This window comes from Bacillus sp. mrc49 (assembly GCF_002803435.1).
Genome location: NZ_PHNG01000640.1, coordinates 25,785 through 48,865 on the forward strand (window position 1 = coordinate 25,785; position 23,081 = coordinate 48,865).

General features: G+C 38.4%; 25 protein-coding genes. 23 read left to right on the forward strand and 2 right to left on the reverse strand.

The features are described 5' to 3' along the window. Positions 1-305 precede the first annotated feature (305 nt). Positions 306-1,421, reverse strand: coding sequence for a tyrosine-type recombinase/integrase (locus CVN76_RS07225; protein WP_100530718.1), 1,116 nt, complete (start codon positions 1,419-1,421; stop codon positions 306-308). A gap of 266 nt (positions 1,422-1,687) precedes the next feature. Here CVN76_RS07225 and CVN76_RS07230 point away from each other — a divergent pair, with 266 nt between their 5' ends. The 3 genes from CVN76_RS07230 to CVN76_RS07245 all read left to right on the forward strand — a co-directional run bounded on the left by CVN76_RS07230 (position 1,688) and on the right by CVN76_RS07245 (position 3,250). After that, positions 1,688-2,422 carry a hypothetical protein gene (locus tag CVN76_RS07230; protein WP_100530719.1) on the forward strand — a complete coding sequence of 245 codons (735 nt, stop codon included), beginning with the start codon at positions 1,688-1,690 and terminating at the stop codon, positions 2,420-2,422. Positions 2,423-2,516: 94 nt separating this feature from the next. After that, positions 2,517-2,768 (forward strand): hypothetical protein, encoded by a 252-nt coding sequence (locus CVN76_RS07235; protein ID WP_100530720.1) that lies wholly within the window; start codon positions 2,517-2,519, stop codon positions 2,766-2,768. A 287-nt stretch (positions 2,769-3,055) separates the two neighbouring features. Continuing rightward, positions 3,056-3,250, forward strand: coding sequence for a hypothetical protein (locus tag CVN76_RS07245; protein ID WP_157805588.1), 195 nt, complete (start codon positions 3,056-3,058; stop codon positions 3,248-3,250). A 19-nt stretch (positions 3,251-3,269) separates the two neighbouring features. On the opposite strand, the gene CVN76_RS30890 is transcribed toward CVN76_RS07245, so the two are convergent. Beyond that, the gene (locus CVN76_RS30890) at positions 3,270-3,446 is read right to left on the reverse strand and encodes a hypothetical protein (RefSeq protein ID WP_232732136.1); all 177 of its coding nucleotides are present in this window, start codon (positions 3,444-3,446) and stop codon (positions 3,270-3,272) included. Positions 3,447-3,516: 70 nt separating this feature from the next. On the opposite strand from CVN76_RS30890, the gene CVN76_RS07250 reads away from it, so the two are divergent. The 20 genes from CVN76_RS07250 to CVN76_RS07345 all read left to right on the forward strand — a co-directional run bounded on the left by CVN76_RS07250 (position 3,517) and on the right by CVN76_RS07345 (position 23,081). Beyond that, the gene (locus CVN76_RS07250; protein WP_100530723.1) at positions 3,517-3,732 is read left to right on the forward strand and encodes a hypothetical protein; all 216 of its coding nucleotides are present in this window, start codon (positions 3,517-3,519) and stop codon (positions 3,730-3,732) included. Beyond that, a complete protein-coding gene (locus CVN76_RS07255) occupies positions 3,733-4,074 on the forward strand; it encodes an HNH endonuclease (RefSeq protein ID WP_100530724.1) in 342 nt (113 codons plus the stop codon). A 2-nt stretch (positions 4,075-4,076) separates the two neighbouring features. Next, a complete protein-coding gene (locus CVN76_RS07260; RefSeq protein WP_100530725.1) occupies positions 4,077-4,376 on the forward strand; it encodes a hypothetical protein in 300 nt (99 codons plus the stop codon). A gap of 86 nt (positions 4,377-4,462) precedes the next feature. Then, a complete protein-coding gene (locus CVN76_RS07265) occupies positions 4,463-4,846 on the forward strand; it encodes a P27 family phage terminase small subunit (RefSeq protein ID WP_061142620.1) in 384 nt (127 codons plus the stop codon). Continuing rightward, on the forward strand, positions 4,827-6,515 hold the full coding sequence (locus CVN76_RS07270; protein WP_100530726.1) for a terminase large subunit: 1,689 nt from the start codon (positions 4,827-4,829) through the stop codon (positions 6,513-6,515). Before CVN76_RS07265 ends, CVN76_RS07270 begins: the two co-directional genes overlap by 20 nt. Positions 6,516-6,557: 42 nt before the next feature. Further along, positions 6,558-7,745 carry a phage portal protein gene (locus tag CVN76_RS07275; RefSeq protein ID WP_100530778.1) on the forward strand — a complete coding sequence of 396 codons (1,188 nt, stop codon included), beginning with the start codon at positions 6,558-6,560 and terminating at the stop codon, positions 7,743-7,745. Then, positions 7,726-8,493, forward strand: a complete 768-nt coding sequence (locus CVN76_RS07280) for a head maturation protease, ClpP-related (protein WP_157805591.1) — start codon at positions 7,726-7,728, stop codon at positions 8,491-8,493. Before CVN76_RS07275 ends, CVN76_RS07280 begins: the two co-directional genes overlap by 20 nt. Before the next feature lie 31 nt (positions 8,494-8,524). Further along, entirely contained in the window at positions 8,525-9,739 is a 1,215-nt protein-coding gene (locus tag CVN76_RS07285) for a phage major capsid protein (protein WP_100530779.1), read from the forward strand. A 15-nt stretch (positions 9,740-9,754) separates the two neighbouring features. After that, the gene (locus tag CVN76_RS07290; RefSeq protein ID WP_100530728.1) at positions 9,755-10,009 is read left to right on the forward strand and encodes a head-tail connector protein; all 255 of its coding nucleotides are present in this window, start codon (positions 9,755-9,757) and stop codon (positions 10,007-10,009) included. 12 nt (positions 10,010-10,021) lie between these two features. Next, the gene (locus CVN76_RS07295; RefSeq protein WP_100530729.1) at positions 10,022-10,345 is read left to right on the forward strand and encodes a hypothetical protein; all 324 of its coding nucleotides are present in this window, start codon (positions 10,022-10,024) and stop codon (positions 10,343-10,345) included. Further along, positions 10,326-10,646: a phage head closure protein gene (locus CVN76_RS07300; protein WP_100530730.1), complete on the forward strand. Its 321-nt coding sequence runs from the start codon at positions 10,326-10,328 to the stop codon at positions 10,644-10,646. The genes CVN76_RS07295 and CVN76_RS07300 overlap by 20 nt, the downstream gene beginning before the upstream one ends. After that, entirely contained in the window at positions 10,646-11,035 is a 390-nt protein-coding gene (locus CVN76_RS07305) for an HK97-gp10 family putative phage morphogenesis protein (protein ID WP_100530731.1), read from the forward strand. The genes CVN76_RS07300 and CVN76_RS07305 overlap by 1 nt, the downstream gene beginning before the upstream one ends. Then, positions 11,032-11,397 (forward strand): DUF3168 domain-containing protein, encoded by a 366-nt coding sequence (locus CVN76_RS07310; RefSeq protein WP_100530732.1) that lies wholly within the window; start codon positions 11,032-11,034, stop codon positions 11,395-11,397. The genes CVN76_RS07305 and CVN76_RS07310 overlap by 4 nt, the downstream gene beginning before the upstream one ends. Before the next feature lie 4 nt (positions 11,398-11,401). After that, complete coding sequence (locus tag CVN76_RS07315) at positions 11,402-11,980, forward strand: major tail protein (protein WP_100530733.1); 579 nt, start codon at positions 11,402-11,404, stop codon at positions 11,978-11,980. 57 nt (positions 11,981-12,037) lie between these two features. Then, a complete protein-coding gene (gene gpG / locus CVN76_RS07320; RefSeq protein WP_052137203.1) occupies positions 12,038-12,394 on the forward strand; it encodes a phage tail assembly chaperone G in 357 nt (118 codons plus the stop codon). 220 nt (positions 12,395-12,614) lie between these two features. After that, positions 12,615-16,748 (forward strand): phage tail tape measure protein, encoded by a 4,134-nt coding sequence (locus tag CVN76_RS07325; RefSeq protein ID WP_100530734.1) that lies wholly within the window; start codon positions 12,615-12,617, stop codon positions 16,746-16,748. Continuing rightward, complete coding sequence (locus tag CVN76_RS07330) at positions 16,748-17,575, forward strand: phage tail family protein (RefSeq protein WP_100530735.1); 828 nt, start codon at positions 16,748-16,750, stop codon at positions 17,573-17,575. Before CVN76_RS07325 ends, CVN76_RS07330 begins: the two co-directional genes overlap by 1 nt. 8 nt (positions 17,576-17,583) lie before the next feature. Then, positions 17,584-19,656: a phage tail spike protein gene (locus tag CVN76_RS07335; RefSeq protein WP_100530736.1), complete on the forward strand. Its 2,073-nt coding sequence runs from the start codon at positions 17,584-17,586 to the stop codon at positions 19,654-19,656. 12 nt (positions 19,657-19,668) lie between these two features. Then, on the forward strand, positions 19,669-21,606 hold the full coding sequence (locus tag CVN76_RS07340) for a tail fiber domain-containing protein (RefSeq protein WP_100530737.1): 1,938 nt from the start codon (positions 19,669-19,671) through the stop codon (positions 21,604-21,606). Between the two features lie 17 nt (positions 21,607-21,623). Continuing rightward, positions 21,624-23,081, forward strand: coding sequence for a BppU family phage baseplate upper protein (locus CVN76_RS07345; protein WP_100530738.1), 1,458 nt, complete (start codon positions 21,624-21,626; stop codon positions 23,079-23,081).

Consider the following 23,081-nt stretch of genomic DNA (forward strand, 5'->3'; position numbering starts at 1 on the left):
AATAACCTTTTTGGAGCACATCGAACGGTTTTCAAAAACCCTTAACGGTTCAATAGACAAGGGAGGCAGTTTCTGTAACAAATGAACCATTTCCAATCAGATATTTTACATCCGTACTTTAAGGTGATAAACTGTTGAAAGATTCATATTATTAGTCCTTCGGGGTCGTAAGAGATCATATAAAATTAAAAAACCGCCTAAACCTTAATGAATAAGGATTTTAGGCGGTTTTTTCTTATCATTTTTTTCGTTTGGTAGGGAGTTTGGTAGGAAATCTGAAATAACAGCAAAATACTAGAAAGGATTTAAGAGTAATTGTTCAGCATTTTTTCAAGAACCTTAGCTGCATCAGCCTGCATGTTTGGCATCATATGAGAATAGGTATCTAAGGTAATTTTGATAGAGGAATGCCCTAATTGCTCCTGGACGATCTTAGGGTGAACATTTGCACTGAATAGCAAGGATGCGCATGTATGCCGCAAATCATGAAAACGGATCTTCCTCATCTCTGTTCTTTCTAATACTCTTTTCCAATCACGGTCGAAGGTTCCTAAAGCCCGAGGCCGGCCATCCACTTGGCAAACCACTAAGTCATGATCTTCATAATCCTCACAGGCTAACTTCTCTTTAAGAACCATAGTTCTATGCTTCTTAAGCTCGTTTATAACGGTCGGTGCGACAGTAATGGACCTGTACCCTGAATCTGTCTTAACGCCTTTAATTAGGCCTTGTCGAGCCTTTAATGACTGACTGATTCGTATTTGGGAAGTTTCAAAGTTGATATCCTTCCAACGTAAGCCCAAGAGCTCGCCGCGGCGCATGCCTGTATAGATCGCCAAGATAAACAATATACGGTATCGGCCGTCTATCTTAGTAAGAAACTGTTTAACTTCCTCAGTTGTCCAGTAATCAATTTTAGGTTTACTGGTCCGAGGTTTAGAACCTTTATCTAAAAGATCAAACGGGTTCTTGATGATCAATTCCTTTTTTACTGCTGTTTTAAAGCAAGTATGAATCAAATTGTATATTTTACGGACAGTACCATCAGCCAATTCTTTATCCTGCAGAGCCTTGATAAGACGTTCAATGTGAGTCACGCTGACTTTTTGTAAAGGGATGTGACCAAGCTCAGGGATAATATGATTGGATAGGTGGCCGTTGTTTGTGTGTCTTGTCTCAGGGGAGATATCTTGTTTATTATCTAACCACTCTTGAATGTATTCGCCGAAGGTAATCTTAGAGGGATCTATATAACTGCCTTTTAACCATTCTGTCCGGGCAGCTGCTTCTGCATCTCTTGCTTCTTTCTTTCCAGTAAAACCTCGCTTCTTAATCGTTTTACGTTTGCCTGTTGTATCCTTTACTTCAAAGGCATAGTAGTAGGCAGTTTTCCCATTCTTCTCATACTCATAGATTGGCATGGGTAACCTTCCTCTCACAATATATGTAATTGAATTATAAAATCTATGAAAAATATAAGCAAATAAAGTACGAGGGAATTAGGGAAAACATTAGAAAAAACTATTGATAATTTGAGGGTGCGATGTGTGTTGTTAGGAGAAATACGTGTTAAATTTATATTATCGAGAATAAAGGAAACGGGGCGTCACATGGTGTCGTACCTTTCTGGTTGAAGAGGGAAATGCATGCTTTTTGTCGAATCTATAGCGCAAAAGGGGTGTATAGAATGAGAAAAAAGCATTGCGAATATTTGTTTATTGAATGTGAAGAAATGTTGGGTCAAATTGAAGAAATAATTGATAGGCACATAAAGGAAACGGAGGATCCTACTATTGTTGTGCCAAAGATAAAAAGCTTCTTGGAGCATTGCCGTAGTAGTTTGGAATATTGTGCCCAGGACATTTTTCAATATGTAGTTACTCAGAGCGGTAGGGAAAAGAAATTAAAAAGTAAAAATAAAAATGTGTATTTTCCGTATGGTAAAGATGTAGCTGCATTTAATCAAAGTATTGAAAAGAATCTCCCTGGCTTATCAGATACCTTAATTAGAAATTTAATATTAGGTCTTCAAGATTTTAGTAAATTCAAAAATGAAAAGTTTTTATCCTACATGTGTAAACTTACAAATGAAAATAAACATGATCAATTAACTGAGCCTTCTCGCCAGATTAATAAAGGAATCTCAATAGGAGGATTTTTATCAGCAGATGAAAGTTCTACTATAATTGTAAATGGCGCTACATTTAATGGACTTCCAACTGGAAACTTTGCTATTCGAAATGCAAGTATTGAAGGAGATATTAATCCTGTCTTACTAAGTGAAGTATTGAAGTGGGAAAATGGATTTTTTGTATTCGAAGATCAGAACTTGAATGTTATAAATTTCTTGAGGCTTTGTTTAGAGGAAATTCAAGATTTTTGCGCATCGTTTTATAAAAGATTAGAAGAAGCATTCATATAATTTAATATTAAGCTCATCCTTATTGAGGGTGCTTTACTTTGGAAGGAATCCATCTCTTTTTGTCGAATGTATAGGGAAAAAGGAGGTGAGTCGAATGACTGTAGAGCAAAAGAAAGCCTTAAGAGAAGAAAAACTTCAAGCGTTATATGATCATAATGAAAAAGCTGGTGGAAGACCAGCAGGTATAAAATATACAGACCTTTATGAAAATGAAGAAGATAAACAGGAGCATTTAGCATATGAATATCTTCATGATAAAGGATTAATTGACTATAAAATTCTGGGTAGAAACACTTACCATGCCAAAATCACTTCTCGTGGTATTGATAGAATAGAAGAAGGTTGATTTATTTGTAAATATGATAGAGTAACTAAGCACTCATTCAATTGGGTGCTTTTTTTATGCCCGAAAACATACAAACGATTGTTCCGTACTCGGATTGCAGTACGGTAGTTAGCGTACTCGAATTGCAGTACGGCAGAGTACTCGGATTGCAGTACGCTAGAGTACTCGAATCGCAGTACTCTGAATTTTTTTCCTTCATTAGAGCAGAAATCCTAAAGAAAATCTTTAAAGAAAATATATAAAGAAAACCCTCTGAACTGTCTTTTATTAATTTAAGAAGGATGATCATGATGAAGTTCGCTGACCATTTATCTAAATCGGATATTCAGAAGTTCAATCAACTTAGAAAAGGCAGCAAGCAGAGAAAACCTGAATCCAAGCCTAAGAGGAAAAAGGAATTAAGTTTTAAAGATTGGGAAGATATCATGGGTAAGAATCGTGATACGTATATAAAGGTTGGAGGAAGAGTGAGAAGTAAATAAAAAACGACCCATCACAGGGTCAGATAATATTCTTCATGCCACAATGGCGACACTCACGAATATAGACAAAGTCCTTAACTGAACTTTTGAACTGGGCTTTATCACAATTGTCACATCGACCACTTTTAATGTCAGGATGTTCATTGTAGTCGTAAATAGCGGTTGTGTCATAGCCATTGTATTTTTCTTCAGTCAACGCTGATCACCTTCATAAATGGATTTAACTTTATTATGATACCTGATTAATTAGGAAGAAGGGGATAAGGTTGAATATTAATCTCGATATGTCTGATATTGCTGAAATGGCCGAGCAGTGTAAAAAAGATTACGAACCAATAAAAGCACAGGTAGAACAATTCATGAACAAATATCCATTCGTGGAAGTTGAGTTCTCTATCGATGAGAATAAGCTGAAGGGCAGTTTGAAGGCAGAATTTGTGGACGAAAATAAGTCTCAGATTTCCGTTAAGTACGTGAAGTAAATGGGTAAGCAAGCGCACTATAATAAATATAAGCGTGATAAAGAAGCCAAGAAGTTCTATAACTCTGCTGCCTGGAAGAAGTGCCGCGCTATTGTATTGGCAAGAGACAATCATCTTTGCCAGGAATGTTTGAGAAAGAAACGGATCACACCTGCAGACGTGGTTCATCACGTCATCGAATACAAAGCAGACCAGAGCAAGGCTTTGGACATTGATAACCTCGAGAGTCTTTGCAATCCTTGTCATAACGGTGAGCATCCGGACAGAGGTAGCAAGAAGGAAGTCAAGGTCAGCAAGAAGATCAGAGTCGTGACAAGTAAAGCGAATGAGGAGATGTGGTAGGGATGGATAGTCAGTGCGACAACTGTAAGCTCACCTTCGTGGTCACGCTGCAGGAAAAGAACCATTGCAAAGGGATAAGGGAATCCTTCTTCACTTGTTCTCATTGTCAAACAAAGTTCTTTGCATTCATTACGGATGATTACATTAGGCAGCATCAAAACAAATTAAAAAAGATTTATAAAAAGGGCACTGTGAATCATATCGATGATTTTAATCAGAAAATCGATGATATTAAAAGGAAAATTGAAACGAGGATGACGGAGCTAAGGGGAAAGTATTCGGATAGGCCCCCCTACCCCTGAAATTATTGATTAATGCAGGAAAAGAACGACGATGGTCCTTCGTTTGCACCGAAACTGGAATTTTTATATATGAGGGGGGGGTGTAGGTGTACAAACCTAAGTCAGGAATTACACGCCAATTAGCAAAAGACCTATTTAAAACGCTTATTGATGAATTGCGGATCGATAACAACTTGAGTAAAAGAACAATAATCTTAGTTGATAACATGGTCCTGCTTGAACAAATGAAACAGGATTCGATTGCTGATGTGAAAAAGCGGGGAACTGTTGAGCTCTTCAAAAATGGCAGTCAGGAAATGTACCGGGATAATAAATCGGTGGATAAAATCTTAAAAATTATTGAGCAGCAGCGTAAACTTCAGGCAGAGTTAAAGCTCACCCCTGCCTCAGATAGAAAAGTTTCAGATGTGATACCAATTGACGGAGGAGAAGCGGAAGACAGCAAGGGTGATGATTTTGAGCGATTCTAAATTATTAACAACAGAATATGCCAAAGGGGTAACTTCTCATAACATCATAACTTCCAAAAAGGTTTTTCAAGCTTGTCAAAGGCACTTGAAGGACTTGGAAAGACAAGGGACGAAGAAGTTCCCTTATGTTTTCGATGGAGAAAAGGGCCATCGTCCAGTCGAATACATTCAGCGATTTTGCAAACCTTCTCAGGGTGATTACGATCGATTAGAATTGCAACCCTGGCAGCATTTTATTGTTGGGTCGTTGTATGGGTGGGTTCATAAAGAAACAGGAATACGGCGCTTTAAAGAGGGCCTTATTTTTGTTGGAAGGAAAAATGGTAAATCAACATTGGTATCTGGTTTATCTCTTTATAGTTCATCAAAGGATGGAGAGAATGGGGCTCGGGTTTATCAGCTGGCGAACTCAAAAGAGCAAGCAAAAGAGGTTTTCGATGAATGCGTTGCAATGGTTAAATCCTCACCAATTCTCAATCGCCATTTTGATCCTACTAATAAAGAAATACGGTTTGGTCGGACCATGTCCAAGATTATCCCTTTGGCAACTGACAGTAAAAAGATGGATGGCAAAAACTGTAGCTTTGGTGTATTTGATGAGATCCATGAATATAAAAACTACAAGTTAATCAATGTAATCAAAAACAGTACAGGGGCCCGGAAACAACCACTCCTTTTGTATATAACGACAGCAGGATATCAATTAGATGGTCCACTTGTGGATTACTATGATAAAGCTGCAGACGTTTTAGATGGCGTGATTGATGATGAACGTTGTTTTTATTTTTTAGCGGAATTGGATGAAAAGGATGACCTTGATAATCCGGAAAACTGGATTAAGGCAAATCCTAACTTGGGGACAACTCTTAAATTGGAAACACTTATTGAAGAATGGGAAAGCCGAAAGCACATCCCGGCTGAACGAAGTGACTTTATAACGAAACGTTTGAATCTTTTTGTTAAATCAGATGAGCAATCATTCCTGGACTATTCCGTAATCAAACGCAATGACAAGGTCATTGATATCGACACACTGAAAAATAGAAATTGTATAGGATCATTTGACCTTTCCGAATCCGAGGATTTCACAAGCGCTTGTCTTGAATTCCCTCTTGATACTGGGGAGGTATTTGTTTTGTCTCACTCTTGGATACCAAGAAAAAAGGTGCTGGCAGATAATGAAAAAATCCCATATCTAGAATTCGCTAAAGACGGACTTTTAACCATAGTGGATGAGGATTATATCAAATTGGAAAAGGTCTACGATTGGTTTGTTGCGAAGTCTAAAATTTACACGATTGAAAAGATTGCGTACGATCCGGCCAAAGCATACAGGTTAGTTAAGGATCTTGAAAGTTATGGATTCGTTACCGAAGTTGTAAGGCAGGGACCATTAACTTTAACACCTGGTCTTCGTGATTTAGAAACGATGTTCATGGATGGGAAAGTTATTTTTAATAAGAACAGGTTGTTGAGGTGGTATATCAACAACGTGAAGTTAAAGAAAAATGAAAACGGCAGTTGGCTTCCACAAAAACAAAATCGTTATCGTAAAATCGATGGCTTTGCTGCCATGTTGAACTCTCATATTAAAACAATGGAGATATTAACGACACCTCAGGGAAATGGAGATATTGAATTTGTGTCTGTTAGTGATCTATTTGGATAATTGAAAGGTGGTGAGAATTTGAAATGGCCTAATAAATTGAAAATGGCTTTAAAAGGTGCAGCAGCTGGTTGGAAAGGGGCAGGATATGATTTTTCATCCTGGTTTGGACGTAAGTTCTGGGGCATAGACAACAGTAAATTAGCTTCAAATGAAACAATTTTCAGCGTCGTGAGCAGATTGGCTAATACTCTTTCATCATTGCCCTTGAAGCTATATAAGGACTACGACACCCTTACAAACAATGTGGCTGACATGATCATAAACAGTCCCAATCAAAACATGACTGGCTTTGATTGGATTAACAAAATGGAAGTTTCGAGAAATGAAACAGGTAACGGATATTCAGCAATTATCAGAGATATCCGAATGCAACCCGAAGCGTTAATACCGATCGATTCAAGCTATGTGACCCCATTCCTCAATACAGATGACAATAGTTTATGGTATGAGGTTCGTGGTGTTAATGGCACGTACTATATTCATAATATGAATATTCTCCATGTTAAACATATTACTGGAGTTTCAAGGTGGCAAGGTATCAGTCCAATAGATGTTCTTAAAAATACATTGGAATACGATAAATCCGTTCAAGAATTTAGCCTGTCTGAAATGCAGAAAAAAGAAAGTTTTATTTTAGAGTATGGGGCTAATGTTGACTCTGATAAACGACAACGTATTATAGATGACTTTAAACGGTTTTATCAAGAAAATGGCGGGATTCTTTTTCAAGAACCAGGTGTTTCCGTTAAAGACATGGAACGTAAATATTTTGCTGCTGACACATTGGCATCTGAAAAAGTTACTCGTTCTCGTGTTGCCAATGTATTTAATGTACCGACATCATTCTTGAATGATATTGAGGGTCTGAATTTTTCTTCAAATGAACAGATGATGATTCAATTTGTGCAGATGACTCTTACTCCTATAGTTAGACAATATGAACAGGAATTTAATAGAAAGTTACTTAATGTAGGGGAAAGAAAGAGCGGATTGTACTTTAAATTCACGCTCGGCGGTTTGCTTCGTGGTGACACAGCAGCTAGGACCCAACTATATCAGGTAATGCTGAGAAGTGGCGGAATGAAGCCGGATGAAGTAAGGCGGCTTGAAGATTACCCACCAATTGGCGGAAAAGCTGATGAACTTTGGATTTCTGGAGACATGTATCCGTTAGAAATGGACCCAAGTCAACGAAAGGGGGTGAAGACAAGTGGAAAAGAAGCTGAATAAATATTGGGAAATGAAAGCATCAGCAGACGAAAAGTCAGCTGATCTTTTTATTTATGGAGCAATTATTAGTGGTTATAAGTGGAATGACGCAGATGTAACGCTCTCGGAATTCAAAGAATCGTTAGAAGCATTACCTATAACTGTAAAAACACTTAATATGTACGTCAATTCCCCAGGTGGTTCTGTTTTTACAACAATAGCAATGATGAACCAGCTCGAGAGAATGAAAAGCAGAATGGTTTTAAATGCATATGTGGATGGGATTGCTGCTAGTGCTGCTTCCATATTAATCATGAAGGCTGACAATATTTATATGTACGAAAATACATTTTTAATGATCCATAAACCTATGATCTCACTTTGGGGTGCGAATGCGGTCGATTGCAGAGAACAGGCTGATTGGTTAGACAAAACGGAAGCAAAAACATGCATTCCAGCTTATTTATCAAAGGGAACCGACACGTTAACTGATGAAAAAGTAAAAGAATTGCTTAATGGAAAAGATAATTGGCTGGATGCAAATGAAGCTGCTGAGTTTTTTGATATCACTGTTTTAGAAGAAACGAAGGATGCCATTGCATGTGCCGATATTGAATTATTAAGTCGTTATAAAGATGTTCCTGGTGAATTATTTAAAGTTGAACAAAAGAATACAATTTCAGCTGAAGAAATGACATATAGAAAACAAATTGTAGAACAATCAGTAGCTAATCAAGCTTATTTAACAACAATTTTAGGGGGACTTTAGAATGAAAAATGTGAAAAACGCAAACTTACAAATGAATTGGTTTAAACCGGTAACAAGTCTATTAAAACTTGATCTTCAGCACTTCGGCGGCAGCACTCTTTTTGAGCTAAAACAAAACATGGCTACTCTTGGGCAACAACTCCAAAAATACGAAGGAGAACTTTCTCAAAAGGCGATTGACCCAACTGCCACCTTGGAGGATATTAAAGCCCTCCAAAAATCAAAAGAGGACATTAAAGCTCGTTTTGATGTAATTAAAGAGCAACATGATGTATTGGAAGCGGAGCAAAAAGCTAGATTCGCAGAAAACCAAAACATTCAAAATCTTGGAATTGCTGCAGAAAATGACCCGAAGCAAAAAGTCATTAAAGCTAAAGCTGAATTAATTCGTGCGACTATTCGTAATCAGGCTGTGTCAAAGGATGTTATGGCCGTTCTTGGTGATCGTAATAATACCGGCGGAGAGAAATTGTTACCAACGACAATGTCTGATGAAATTCTAATGGAACCTTTGGTCAAGAATCCATTACGAAACATTTCCACCTTCACAAACCTAATGAACCTTGAAGTGCCAAAAATTTCGTTCACATTAGATGACGATGATTTTATTGCGGATACAGAAACTGCAAACGAATTAGCGGTAACTGGTGATGTAGTCAAATTCACACGAAACAAATTCAAAGTGTTTGCTCCTGTTTCTGAGACGGTTCTACGAGGCAGTAACATAAATCTTGTACAAAGTGTGGAACGTGCACTTGAATCGGGCCTTGCTGCCAAAGAAAAGAAAGTATCTTTTGCTAAGACACCGAAATCTGGAGAAGAGCACATGTCTTTCTACCAAACTGGTGCGACAGCCATTAAAACTGTAAACGGCGCTGATATTTACGAAGCAGTTGTAAATGCTCTTGCTGATTTACATGAGGATTACCGTGAAAATGCTAAGGTTGTCATGAATTATGCAGATTATACAAAAGTGGTTAAGTTCTTAAATAACGGAAATTCAACTTATTTTGCTGCTCCTCCTGAATCTATTTGGGGAAAAGGTGTTGAGTTTATCGATGCTGCTTCTGAACCAATTGTAGGAGATTTTGCATATTCACATTTCAACTATGATTTAGATGTTTTGTATGAGCGCGACAAAAACGTTCGTACTGGTATCGAAGATTTTGTTTTGACTGCCTATGTGGATCATCAAATTAAGTTGAAATCTGCATTCCGTATCGCTAAAGTTGTCCCTGAAGCTTAATAAGGAGGGCTGTTCATGCCCGAATTGAGTGAAGTAAAAGAATATTTGCGGATTGATGGTAATGAAGATGATGTTCTTATTAGTTTGCTAATGGAAGCCGCAAAAGATTACTTATCCAATGCAGGGGTGACAGAGCGGGACAGTGCCTTATATAAGGTGGCTGTTATGCTTTACGTCACCCTTCAATATGAAAATCGTGACCCAGGGCAAAAAATAGAGAAGTTCAATATAGCCTTTCAGTCTATTATTATGCAATTAAAAACTTACTAAGAGGTGATTATTATGAAATATGAAGTGAAATCAGCATTTATAGATAAAAATACAAAAGAAGCATACGCCGTTGGTAGCCATTTTGAAACGGATAGCGAAGATCGAGCAGAATTCCTTCAAAAGAAAGGGTTTCTTGGGAGTGAAATTGATTCCACCGTAGAAACAATCCTTGATAAAAAAGCATCCGACATTATAAAGGCAATTTCCTCAGAGACTTCAAGAGAAGAGCTGGAGTCTTTACTTAAACAGGAAATTGAAGGGAAAGATCGTGTAACCGTTAAAGAACACATTGAAAAACTCCTAAAAGGTGAGGACGATGAATCCAGCGAAGCTTGATTGCCGCGTTGAAATTGGTCAAAACAAGTCGATTAAGAACCCAGAAACCAAGCTGAATGAAATGGTATGGATTCCCTTTCACAGTTGCTGGGCGGAGCGTTATGAACCCACAGGACGTGCATTATTTGAGGCTGCTGTATCTCATTTGGAAAATGAAGTGTTTTTTAATATCAGACCTAAAGATGGAATAACACCAGGGATGCTTTTGAAATACAAAGGCGAAGAATACACAATTGGCCCTGTGCGATATGGAACACGTAAGAAAAACCTGACCTCATTGCAATGTAGGAGGGTTGACTAGTGGTTAAAACTTCTCTAGAAGTCGATGGAATGGAAGAAATCCGGAAAAGAATCATTGAATTGGGCCTTAAAGGGTCAAGGATTCAAAATACTGCCATAAAGCAAGGCGGCCAGATTCTCGCAGATACAATGTATAAAGAAGTATCTGTTTCGGACATTAACCATACTCATATTAGGGATGATATTGTGGTAAGTGAAGTTAAGCGAATAAAAGGGATTCCTCACGTTCAAGTTGGACCGAGCAAGGAAACAGCTTGGCGGGCGCATTTTCTTGAATTCGGTACAATTTACATGCCGCCTAATCCGTTTATGCTTCGATCTGTACGATTATCAAAAGAAAATGTACAAGCAAAACTAAAAAGTGAGCTTAAAAAGGGGCTGGGGCTATGATTAATATGGAGGTTCCAGTTATTTCAGCTTTAGAAAATGGTTTATTAGATTCGGTCGGGGATAGGGTTTTTCGTTGGTTTGTACCGAAAGAGAATTCCAATGATTACCCTTATATTCGTGTCGCTGAATTGGATAATACCGATGAAGATTACCGGGATAACAAAGCTGTAGCTTCGGACATTTCCGTTCAAGTTGACCTATGGACTAAAGGTGACCCAGACATTTTACAAAACAGAATAGATCAAATAATGAAGACACTCCAATTCAAACGAATAGGGGTGTCTTCTTTTTATGAGGAAAACACTGGTGCGATGAGAAAAGCACTGCGGTATACATCAAAAGTGAATTTAGAGGAGGAATAAATACATGGCGATTGTAGGTTTACGTAATCTTGTGTATGCACCATTATTAACTGACCCTTCAGAAGGAAAAGCAACATACGGTGCTGTAAAACCATTTGCACCAGCCATTACAGCTGGAGTAGAAACGGCACAAGAATCTGCAACTCAATACGCAGATAATGGTCCAATTGATGTTATGACCCAAATTGGCGAAACAACATTGAGCTTGACTGTGGATGAAATTCCAATGGAAGTATTGGCTGAGATTCTTGGTCAGGAATTAAAAAAAGGAGTCATTGCATATAAACAAAGTGCTGTTGGTCCTTATCTTGCATTAGGGTTTGCTGGCAATAAGTCAGATGGTAATGAACGTGTTGTTTGGCTAACAAAAGGCCGTTTTTCTATCCCTTCTGATGAGTGGAATACAAAAACCGATTCACCAGAATTCCAAAACCAAGAAATCGAGGGTACATTCATCCGTCGTGATGCTGATGAGGTATTTAAAATTGTTGGTGACACTGCTGTTGCAGAGTTCGCTCCATATCGAGAAGAATTTTTTGAAGAAGTCTTTGATTATACAAAATTAGATACACCAATCGTGTAATGGTAAGCACTACTTCGGTAGTGCTTTATTTGTGTTTATTAGGAGGAGAAGAATGATATGGAAATCACTTTGATGATAGAAGGACAAGAAAAAACATTCACGCAATCATTCGTATCAGCAAAATATTACCGTAAGTCATTAAAGTTGCTTAAAACCTTAGAAGAGGGTGAATCAGATCAGGAAGCAACTTTGACCGAGCAGTATGAACTTATTGTAGATATTTTTGAAAAACAATTTACAGCTGATCAATTAGAGAATGGATTGGATGCACGAAAAGTTGATGAGGTTCTTTGGGACATTATTCGAAAAGATATCTTAGGTTGGAAGCCTTATTCAAAAATGAAACAAGATATGGAACAGGCGGAAAATAGTTTTTTAGCGGAAGCCCTAGAGAACCTAGGGAAAGCCAAATAAGACAAATTTATAACGATTTACTCGATACTTATGATCACCTTGTCAACAAAAGAGGGTGGCCGTTAAAAGATGTGGATGATATGGATATTCACTTTTATTATGAGCTGTTAAATCACTCATTAACAAAGATTAAGGACAGTGGATCTGCCAAAAGAAAAAGAAATAGGTTCAAAGATCAAAAAGTGGTTCCTATTGATGCCGTATTCTAGGAGGTGGAAGTATGGCTGAAGAGATTGGCTCCATGATAGTTCGCGTTGGTCTGGATGGAGCAGATTTTGACAAAGGACAGAAAAACCTTTTGCAAAAAATGAATCTCGTAAAAAGTGAAATGAAGGCTTCCCAATCCCAGTTCGGCAAATATGGGAATTCACTTGATGCCCTAAAAAGCAAACAAGTCATATTAGGGAAGCAGTATGCATTACAAGGTCAACAGGTTCAGGCATTAAAGAAAAAGTATGATGAATTGGCAAAAGCGCGCGGTGCTGATAATAAAGAGACTTTAGAAGCAGCGGCAAAACTGAACCGGGCAACTGCTTATTATAATACCCTTGGTCGCAATTTGAATGAAACATCTAAGAAAGTTGATACATTGAATTCTAAATGGCACAAAGCAAGCCGGGGGATGTCCACCTTTTCAAACAATATGTCAAGCACAGGAAATAAAATGAGTGAGTTTGGCAGGACAATGGCTTTGTCCGTTACTGCTCCTATTGCAGGTTTGGCTACAGTAGCTGTAAAAACAGGAATGAAATTTGATAAGGAAATGAGCAAGATTCAAGCCGTTTCGGGAGCCACAGGCTATCAGTTAGGGGCAATGAGGGACCAAGCTATTAAATTAGGCGCAAGTACAACAAAGTCCGCCTCAGAGGTTGCTACAGGCATGTTGGAAATGTCCAAATCTGGTTATGATGCGAATCAGGTGATGGGAGCAATGCCGGGTATTATCGCGGCAAGTGAGGCGTCTGGATCCGATATGGCTCAAACAGCTGAAGTTATGTCTTCAGCCTTAAATATTTTTAGTTTAAAGGCGGAGAAAGCATCTGAAGTAGCTGATATTTTAGCTGAAACAGCAAATGCTTCAGCCGCGGATATAACAGACATGCAATATGCGTTGAAATATGCCGGACCTCCTGCTGCAGCACTTGGTGTCAGTTTAGAAGAACTATCTGGATCTATCGGTATAATGACGAACGCTGGTATGAAAGGTGAACAAGCAGGAACCACTTTACGTTCTGCTTTGCTTTCGCTGTTAAATCCATCAGAAGCAAACAGCAAAATGATGGATACGATGGGGATTGCCATAACAGACGCTGAAGGAAACTTCGTAGGACTTTCAAAACTTGTTGAAAACCTTTCAGATTCTATGGAGGGTCAAACAGAGACCCAGAAGGCAGCAACACTTGCAAGTCTTGTGGGAAAAGAAGCGGTATCTGGAATGCTTTCACTAATGAAAGCTGGTCCTAAAGAAATCGACAAAATGACGGAATCACTTGAAAACTCAAGTGGTGCGTCTGCTAAAGCTTCTAAAATTATGAATGATAATTTTGCTGGAGCAATGGAAGCGTTAATGGGGACGATGGAATCTATTGGTATTCAAGTTTCAGATGTATTGACACCTAGTGTTCGAGATCTAGCTGAATGGCTAGGTAAAATGGGGGACAAATTCTCTGACTTGAGTCCAGAAGCCAAAAAGACAGTGATTATTCTTGGATTGGTTGCCGCCGGAATAGCACCTATAACACTCGGTATGGCTGCCCTGTTCAAATCCATAGGAATTGTATCGGGTGGATTGGCTACTGGCATAGGTTGGTTAGGAAAGTACCGAACTCAAACGGTTCTTACGAGTGCCTCGGTAAATACACTAAGCAACTCTGCAGTTGTAGCTTCCACCAAGATGAATACAGCCAATGCCGCAATGGCGAAGTCCACAAAGGGAATGGGGGCAGTACGCGGCGGAGCAACAGCTGCTGGAAGTGCCATGACTATGTTTGGCGGTAAGTGGGGAATGGTTGCAGGAATCGCGACAATGTTCCTGCCGGAAATATTAAAAGGTGGAAAAAGCCTTTTAGGATACGGTAAAACCGCAATAACAAGCGGTGGTAGTGTTGCAAGCATGGGAGCTAAGGTTTTTGGAGCTGCAAAAACCTTTAAGAACTTGGGTTCCATGTTAGTGCTTGCAAGGGGCGGATTAGCTGCTTTTGGTGGTCCAGTTGGTCTAGCTATTACCGGCGTTACTTTACTTGCCCAAGGTGGATACAAGCTATATAAGCATCTTAAAGAAGAACAGATTCCTAGGTTAACTGAGTTTGGTAATAAGGTTTCTGATTCAACGACTAAAGCAGTATTAGGATACAAAAAGCTGAATGACGATGCTACTGTTCAATTAAACCTCTTAGCTTATTCAGGAAAAGCAGTATCGCAGCAGATGGCAGATGATTTGGTAGGTACATTCAGTAAAATGGGCGGAATAATTTCGGCCAACTTAAAAAAGGATTTTGAAGACAGTACTAAACACATTCAAGGTTTATTTCAAGAAAGTAGCTGGCTTAGTAATAGTTACGAACAAGAATTGCTGGGGAAAATGGAAACAACTAACCAAGAGAAACTAGATAAAATTCAAAAGTATGAAGCGAGAGTTAAGGAAATCACGGATAGAGCTGTTGAGCAAAAACGAGAAACATCTCAATTAGAAAAGGCAGAAATTGCAGCAATCAAACAACAAATGATGGATATGGCAGTTAAAACGTTGTCTGAAGGCGAAGTAGAACAATTAGCTATCATGGAAAGATTAAGGCTACAATCTGGATCTATTTCAGCAAGGACGGCTGCCAAAACTGTAGCCGAAAGTAAGAAAGCGAAAGATGGGACAATTAAAGAAGCGAATGATAAGTATAACAAAATAGTAGCTGCAGCTATTCGGGAACGCGATGAGACAGGTTCACTTTCTGCTGAAGAAGCAGATGCAATAATCAGGGAAGCAGGACGCAAAAGAGACGAGGCTGTTGGTAAAGCCAAAAGTATGCATAAGGGTGTTGTTAAAGCTTCCAAGGCACAAGCAAAAGATCATATTAGCGATGTGAATTGGGAGACAGGCGAGGTTCTTAATGGTTGGGATAAAATGGTCGGCGGAATTAAAAAAGCTGTTGATTGGATTAAGGGGATATTTGGTGGCGGTAAAACGAAAGAGACTCCAACTTTAAAACCCCATGTACCTAAGAAAAAAACTACTTCTGAATATGCAAAAGGAACCCCATCAGGAGGGCACCCTGCTGATGGAATGGCCCTTGTTTCTGAGAAAGGCCGAGAATTAATCCATGACCCTAAAGTTGGTACGTATCTTTCTGGTTCCAGTGGCCCAGAGCTAAGACACCTATCTAAAGGAACTAGCGTTTTACCTAATAAGAAAACCGAAATGCTTCTAAAAAGTCATGGGTTCAATGGATATGAAAAAGGAACCGGTGATTACTTTGATTGGATGTTCAAAGGGCCCAAACACTTTTTAGGAAAAACATTTGAAAAATTCAATTTGAAAGACTCAGTGATTCCTAACTGGATGAACAAGTTAACCGGAAACCCAATTAGCTCCATGATGAATATGGGTTCAAATTGGATGAAAGGGCTACTGGGTCAATTCACATTTGGCGGCGGCGGTGAAGGTCCAAATATTTCAGGCGGTGCATCAGCTTGGAGAGGGCAAATCATGAAAGCGGCTGTAGCTATGAAAGAAAGCATAAATAACTCTGAATTAAATGGTATCATCGCTCAAATCCAAAGGGAATCAGGCGGCAATCAAAAAATCACTCAAAGCTCAGCGGTACGTGATATCAACACCTTGAATGGAAATCCGGCTCGTGGGTTACTTCAATACATTCCGCAAACGTTCCGTGCTTATTCAATGAGAGGACACAATAATATTTATTCTGGTTACGATCAACTCTTGGCTTTTTTTAATAACAGTACATGGCGAAGAGACTTACCTTATGGCAAGCGAGGATGGGGACCTAGAGGTACAAGAAAATATGCAACAGGTGGAGAGATTAATCATCACCAATTAGCAGAGTTAGGTGAGAACGGGTGGAAAGAGTGGGTTCTTACTTCTGAACCAAAATATCGAAAAAACAACTTAGGAATGTGGGCAGAGGCAGGTCGGGCATTGGGAGTACAGCCTCCACAAGGCAATGACAATGACAATGGTTCAATTATTTCCTATCTAGCTGAACAAGTGAATTTATTACGGGAAATTGTTAATAAAAATACAGATATCTATTTAGAAAAAAATCTAATAGGTACAGTATTGGATGATCGTGGAACAAAGAAATTAAGCACGAAATCCTTCAATAGGGGGATAAGGTAATGAGGTATGATTTAAAACTTGATTTCGGTGATGGGGAGCAGAGCCTTAATGATTTGCTCCCTAAAGTGCGTTTGTCATCATTTAGTCCAGAAGCTCCAATTGTGGACAGGAAAAGTTTAGCTCTTCCAGGTAGGAATGGTATTATATTGACCAACCAAAGAAAGACGGTTTACAAAGAACGAAAAATCGTCGTAAAGCTCCTAATAAACAGTAGAATTCCAGAGCAGTTCTACTTATGGAGGCATGAAGTATATAAGCTGTTGGTACGCGATGAACCTTACTATATTTCTAATGAATTTGAGCCCTATAAACGATGGCTAGTTATCTGTGATGGTAACTTTAATATTGATAAAGACTCAAGCAAGAACTTTAAGGAATTCGATGTGGAATTCACTTGTATAACTGGGTTTGCTGAATCTAAATTTATGGCCAATGAATTCTATAATCTCGGCGGAGAAATGTATGGTGTGGGTATGAATATTCCACAGGAAGATTTAGTATACCGTTTTAACAATAATTATAGTTTTAAAGTGTATAACGGCGGTGATGTTCGACTTTATCCCACTGAGCATGATTATAGCGTTGACTTAGTCTTGTCTGGAACGAATGTGAAAATTAAAAACAATAATACAGGTGAATACCTTACGATAAAAGGAAAATTGACTAATGCGAAAGTGATGATACTCAGACAATATGTAACGGTAAATGGAAAGATAGCCAAAACAGAAGGGCGCTTTCCGTCTTTGATCCCTGGATATAATCAAATAGTAATTACAGGTGCAAATAAAAGTAGCGTTGACTTTATCACGCGTTTTTATTTTAAGTAGGTGAATAAATGATTAAAGGGATAGATGTATCACATTGGCAAGGGACAATAAATTGGAATAGCGTAGCAAATGACGGAGTAGAATTTGCCTTCATTAAAGCGACCGAGGGCACGAGCTATTTTGATCCGGTTTGCACAACCAATGTTGCTAATGCAAAGGCTAATGGAATTAAAGTTGGGGTATATCATTTTGCCAGATTTTCCTCTAATGCAGAAGCACTGGCAGAAGCTCAATATTTCTTTAATCGGATTAACGGCTTAGAACTGGATTTACCACTAGTTCTCGATATCGAAGTTGATCAAGGTGACATTGGGAAATCTGCATTAACAGCTGCGGTTAGAACATTCTTGGACTATCTTAAATCTCAAGATAGGAAAGTAATGATATACACCTATTATTCCTTTTATACGAACGATATCAATGTAACCGGATATCCTTTATGGATAGCCAGATATGGAGTGAATTCTCCAGGTATTAATGATTGGACCATATGGCAATATACAGATAGCGGTAGTGTAAAAGGAATCAACGGAAAAGTCGATGTGAACAAAGCGGTTGACTCCTTTTTATATGGACTAACAGAGGAACCTCCAACTGATCCTGAAACACCAGATTTACAAGTTACAGGAGATACTGCGTATAGTGTCACAAAGGACGTTTTCCTTAACCAAATGTTTATTGAAAATAAACATACGGGGGAACGTGTGGAAATATTAGGTGTAGAACCTATAATCACGGATGGATTGAATGGTAAGAAGGAGTTAACTTTCACTATTTCACTTACTAATGAAAATCAAATCGAATATGACATGCTGATCAATGATAACATCCTTGTAATCGATGAAAAACGATTTAAACAGCAACGTTATATCATTTTGAATGTAGATGCAGACCATATCGATTTTTCTAAAACGATATCAGCTCAACATACTTATGTGGCAAGGCTTGTAAACAATGATGTATCAGGAACAAAAACAGGTTCGTTAACCTTAGGAGCAGCCCTAAACCATGCCTTAAAAGGTAGTGGTTTTTCTTATGTCTTAGCAAGTGACACCAAAGGTATTAAGCCGTTAGAACAAGAGAACTTTGGTAATCAAAATTCCATATCTTTAATGGACGAGATTATAGAAGACTACAAAATTGAGTTGGACGTAAATAACACAAAAATTTACGTTTACAAAAAAATGGGCAAAAGAGTAAATTATTTGATGGACACTCGTTACAATGTATCAGGATTGAAAATATCATCATCTACACAAAATAGCACGACAAGAGCATGGGGATATGGCAAGCAGGATGATAAAGGAAAATATCTTTTTGACCCAGTTCTATATATTCATCCTGAAGAAAAAGATTTTCTTATTGACGGGTATCCGAGATGGGCAGAACCCATTCGAGATGAGAAGTATACAAAAACCTCCAGTATAAACGATGCATTGGAGAATCTTGTTAATCCATATCCGGAAATTACAGTAAATGCTGATTTGGAATTATTTTATGACCCGAAATTAGAAGAGTTAGAAGAACCATTTTTCAAGGGCGATAGTGTCGGAATGATTGCAGATAAAGGAAATGGTTCTACGTATGAAGATGAGTTGCGGATTGTTCAGTTAAGTTATAATCCACTCGATCAATATAGCAAGCCAGATTTAACCTTCTCCAATTTCAGAAAAGACATTTACGATATGCAAATTGATGACAAAGTAAGGATTAGACGGCAAGAAAAGTATTTCCGCAATATAACAGGTGGCATTAGAAACAATCTGCCTCAACAAGTAAATATGATGCTTACATTCAATGGATCTAATTGGTTCATAAATTCAAGCAATATCTCGACAGGAAGCGTGTCCGTTGTAGGAGACGCTATTTTAGTGTCTACAGGTGGATTGGACATTAATGTAACAAGCGCAATAGTCAATGAAGATGTGAAATTAAAAACGGCAGGGTTTGATGCTACAACGGACTTCACATCAACCAACAATACCGTGAAGGTTAACTTGATAAAGGCTGGAGCCATTGCTTCACCGTTAGTTAATGTCCCTGCGAATAGTCAAATATCCTTGTCCGTATTTCAACAGTAAAGGAGTGACAAGATGACGATAAGATTAATTAAAACTCATGATCCCACAAAAAACGCTCGGCTTATTGCACAAATAGATGAGAATGCATCAATAACTGAGCGTGGATTAAACGATAATGAGGAAAAATTAAAAGATCATGAATCGAGTGAAACAGCTCACCGTGCAAAAGACATCATATATGAAAATCGAAATGTTCATTCTGAGTTAACTCAGATACAAAGTCGAATAGACAATTTAATTTTGAATACATCCGGTAATGACATTACTGAAGTGGTTGATGCAAGGGTGGATTACACAGGTAAAATATACACTACCTTGAAATCCTTATTAGATAACTATCTTCCTAAAGTAATAGCAAATGAAAAGCAGATAACTGTTCTGCTTCCATCCAAAAGCAAAATTGATCGTTTTTGGTTAGATCCATTGGATTTTGGCGCAGTTGGTGATGGTGTAACTAACGATAGCGCTGCATTTTCTAAAATTGAGGGAGGATATAATAATCAAATTGTAAACCTTAATGAAAAGACTTTTGTGGTTACAGCTTTTCCGAACAAAAATAAATATGCAAACGGCACATTTAAATTAGCAGATGGCAGCAAAACTTTATCTGCAGATTATTCTTTAGTAGCTCGGACAGGAAATAATTCGAGTGTCTACTTAGGGAAAGATGCAGGCAAAAATTCGCTACTGTACAATTATGAATCTGCATCATTAGGATCATACAATAATGTAGGTATTGGCTATGAAGCTCTTTTGAATAACGTCAAGGGATATAGAAATACAGCTGTCGGATATAGAGCTATGAAAAGCAACGTACAAGGCTATAACAATGTTGCAATTGGGGATTATGCTTTACACGATAATGTTGGGGTCCATACAAATAGTGACGATGATGCTGGAAGCAGAAACACAGCAGTCGGAACAAATGCAGGGAGATACAATACCACTGGACGAAAAAACGTCTACGTTGGCCGAAATGCAGGTCATGCCAGTACTGTGGGGAGCCATAACACGGCTCTTGGGTACAATGCATACAGTGGAACAGTGACAGAGGGTGTTGCTCACGATGTGAAAACTGCGAGTTTCAATACTCATGTTGGATATAATGCAGGATTTAATACAAATGCGGACTTCAATCAAACCTTAGGATCCTTTGCTCTTTATGAAAATGAAACAGGAAAAGCAAATGTAGCAATTGGCCATCAATCCAATAGTTCGGATGTAAATGCTAATAACAATGTTGCGATCGGTGTCGATGCCATGAGAAATCACAAAGATGATGATGGTCATGATAATACAGCAATTGGTACACAATGCATGCTTAACATTGTCACAGGTAATAGCAATACGGCTGTTGGTCGTAATGCTCTGTCTACGACAATCGCAGGCAATAAAGCTAATAATTTCACTGGATGTGTAGGGCTAGGAGCAAACACACGTATTTCTGGTGATTATCAAATGCAACTTGGTAATAGTGGAGTTACGGTGTATTCATATGGAGCTGTTCAAAACAGGTCAGATATAAGAGATAAAGCTGATATTCAAAATACTACATTAGGAATTGAGTTTATAAATAGATTACGTCCTGTGGACTATAGATGGGATTACCGAGATGACTACGTGGAATTTTATGAAGAAGAGGACGAGTTTGGTCAACTCATTACAAAAACACGAAAACTTGAAAAGGATGGCAGCAAGAAACGGATCCGATATCATCATGGCTTAATTGCTCAAGAAGTACGAGCAGTTATGGATGAAATGGGAGTGGATTTTGGCGGTTATCAAGACCATAGTATCAACGGCGGGGATGATGTTTTATCAATTGGCTATGAGGAAATGGTTGCCCCTCTAATTAAAGCAAATCAAGAGATGTTTGCAATGATCCAAGATTTGCAGACTAGATTAGGTGAATTTGAAAACAAACAAGCACCAGGGGAACCATCAGTCTAAAAAGGAGGGAACGGTTAATGACAGAAAATGAAATATTCAAAAGTGGAAAGATGTCTGTTGATGTTGCTCCAAGGACTGTGGGTATATTAAAGACATCCATTCAATTTAGCACTCAAGATCAAGGAACTGCAAAATTGATCTTTTCTTTATCAAAAGATGGTCTACCCCTACCATTAAGTTCAGCTGCCACAGCAAAGATTTTCTTAAGAATGGCTGATGGAAGTGTGTTTGAAAAAACCGCATCCATTGTGGATCAAATACACGGAAAACTTGAATACGTTTTGGAAGAAGAAATTTCTCATCCTGGATTAGCAAAGGGAGAATTGAATGTTAATTACGCAAATGGTCAAGCCTTGTCCGTTTGTAAATTCTCCTTTAACATCGATGCATCATTAATGGACCAGGACATTGTTCCTTTAGCTGAATATTATGTAAAAAACTTCAATACCCTTCAAACGGATATTGAGGAAAGGGCAGCCGTTATTAATGATACAGTTGATGAGTTGCAAGAAAAGGTTGATGGGTTTGAAACAACAGCGATAACTTTAGATCCTAGACTTACGACAGTTGAAGGAAAAGTAAATACTGTTACCACACAGTTGGCAAAAACCGTGAAGAAAATAAATGGTGTTGCACCTGATGAAAATGGAAATGTTGTACTAGATAGTGGTGCAGGAGATATGACAACGGGAAGCTATTCTGGCGAACCTGTTGAATTAACAAGTCCTCCATCTTTATTCGACGTGCAATCTATAAACGCAGTGGATATTCAGAAAACGTCGATTACTATTGAATGGCCAATGTCATTAAGTGATTCATTTGATAGCTATAAAATCTATAAAGATAATGTGTTGATTGCGACCCTTCCGTATACACAACGATCCTTTACAATTACAGATTTAACCCCATACAAAGACTACACCATTAAGGTTGCTGTCGCTGATGAAGCCGGCAAAGTTACGACAGGGACAACTAAAGTCATTAAGTCTAAAGGGTATTTCTTGGAAATGAATGGTTTCCCGGATGTGTATCTAATGCTTCCCTCTTTAACTGTCACGGAATTCGTCATGGAATGTAAAATTAATAAACCTGAAACAGCCGTAAAGAAATTCATCTTTGATGGTCGCTTACCTTTATCTTTAGGTGAGATAAGCACTGCTAATAATGTGGAAAACTACGGTTCCTATTTCCCGAAAGTTTTCGTGAATGACATCCAGGTTGGAAACAATACAAAGTGGTTTGACACAGGTGTTCCAATCACCTTTAAATGGCAAAAACCAACGGGCGCATCAACAGGAACTATGAAGGTATTCAGTAACTATCTCGGGAAAGAGCAAGCAGCTGGGGAAATTTACAGCATCAAAGCCTACAATGGTGCCGCCTTACTTGCACATTATGATTTTAGGACAGGAACCTATAATGATTTGTCTGGAAACAATAATCAATTAGCTTATACAAGTGGACGATTCAGATAA

What these genes read in the sequence shown, in the direction of transcription:
- CVN76_RS07315 (WP_100530733.1), top strand. Translation starts at nt 11,402, where the DNA reads ATGGCGATTGTAGGTTTACGTAATCTTGTGTATGCACCATTATTAACT.
- CVN76_RS07235 (WP_100530720.1), top strand. Translation starts at nt 2,517, where the DNA reads ATGACTGTAGAGCAAAAGAAAGCCTTAAGAGAAGAAAAACTTCAAGCG.
- CVN76_RS07245 (WP_157805588.1), top strand. Translation starts at nt 3,056, where the DNA reads ATGATGAAGTTCGCTGACCATTTATCTAAATCGGATATTCAGAAGTTC.
- CVN76_RS07325 (WP_100530734.1), top strand. Translation starts at nt 12,615, where the DNA reads ATGGCTGAAGAGATTGGCTCCATGATAGTTCGCGTTGGTCTGGATGGA.
- CVN76_RS07300 (WP_100530730.1), top strand. Translation starts at nt 10,326, where the DNA reads ATGAATCCAGCGAAGCTTGATTGCCGCGTTGAAATTGGTCAAAACAAG.
- CVN76_RS07340 (WP_100530737.1), top strand. Translation starts at nt 19,669, where the DNA reads ATGACGATAAGATTAATTAAAACTCATGATCCCACAAAAAACGCTCGG.
- CVN76_RS07290 (WP_100530728.1), top strand. Translation starts at nt 9,755, where the DNA reads ATGCCCGAATTGAGTGAAGTAAAAGAATATTTGCGGATTGATGGTAAT.
- CVN76_RS07225 (WP_100530718.1), bottom strand. Translation starts at nt 1,421, where the DNA reads ATGCCAATCTATGAGTATGAGAAGAATGGGAAAACTGCCTACTACTAT.
- CVN76_RS07285 (WP_100530779.1), top strand. Translation starts at nt 8,525, where the DNA reads ATGAATTGGTTTAAACCGGTAACAAGTCTATTAAAACTTGATCTTCAG.
- CVN76_RS07275 (WP_100530778.1), top strand. Translation starts at nt 6,558, where the DNA reads ATGGCTTTAAAAGGTGCAGCAGCTGGTTGGAAAGGGGCAGGATATGAT.
- CVN76_RS07310 (WP_100530732.1), top strand. Translation starts at nt 11,032, where the DNA reads ATGATTAATATGGAGGTTCCAGTTATTTCAGCTTTAGAAAATGGTTTA.
- CVN76_RS07335 (WP_100530736.1), top strand. Translation starts at nt 17,584, where the DNA reads ATGATTAAAGGGATAGATGTATCACATTGGCAAGGGACAATAAATTGG.
- CVN76_RS07255 (WP_100530724.1), top strand. Translation starts at nt 3,733, where the DNA reads ATGGGTAAGCAAGCGCACTATAATAAATATAAGCGTGATAAAGAAGCC.
- CVN76_RS07270 (WP_100530726.1), top strand. Translation starts at nt 4,827, where the DNA reads ATGATTTTGAGCGATTCTAAATTATTAACAACAGAATATGCCAAAGGG.
- CVN76_RS07345 (WP_100530738.1), top strand. Translation starts at nt 21,624, where the DNA reads ATGACAGAAAATGAAATATTCAAAAGTGGAAAGATGTCTGTTGATGTT.
- CVN76_RS07330 (WP_100530735.1), top strand. Translation starts at nt 16,748, where the DNA reads ATGAGGTATGATTTAAAACTTGATTTCGGTGATGGGGAGCAGAGCCTT.
- CVN76_RS07260 (WP_100530725.1), top strand. Translation starts at nt 4,077, where the DNA reads ATGGATAGTCAGTGCGACAACTGTAAGCTCACCTTCGTGGTCACGCTG.
- CVN76_RS07230 (WP_100530719.1), top strand. Translation starts at nt 1,688, where the DNA reads ATGAGAAAAAAGCATTGCGAATATTTGTTTATTGAATGTGAAGAAATG.
- gpG (WP_052137203.1), top strand. Translation starts at nt 12,038, where the DNA reads ATGGAAATCACTTTGATGATAGAAGGACAAGAAAAAACATTCACGCAA.
- CVN76_RS07295 (WP_100530729.1), top strand. Translation starts at nt 10,022, where the DNA reads ATGAAATATGAAGTGAAATCAGCATTTATAGATAAAAATACAAAAGAA.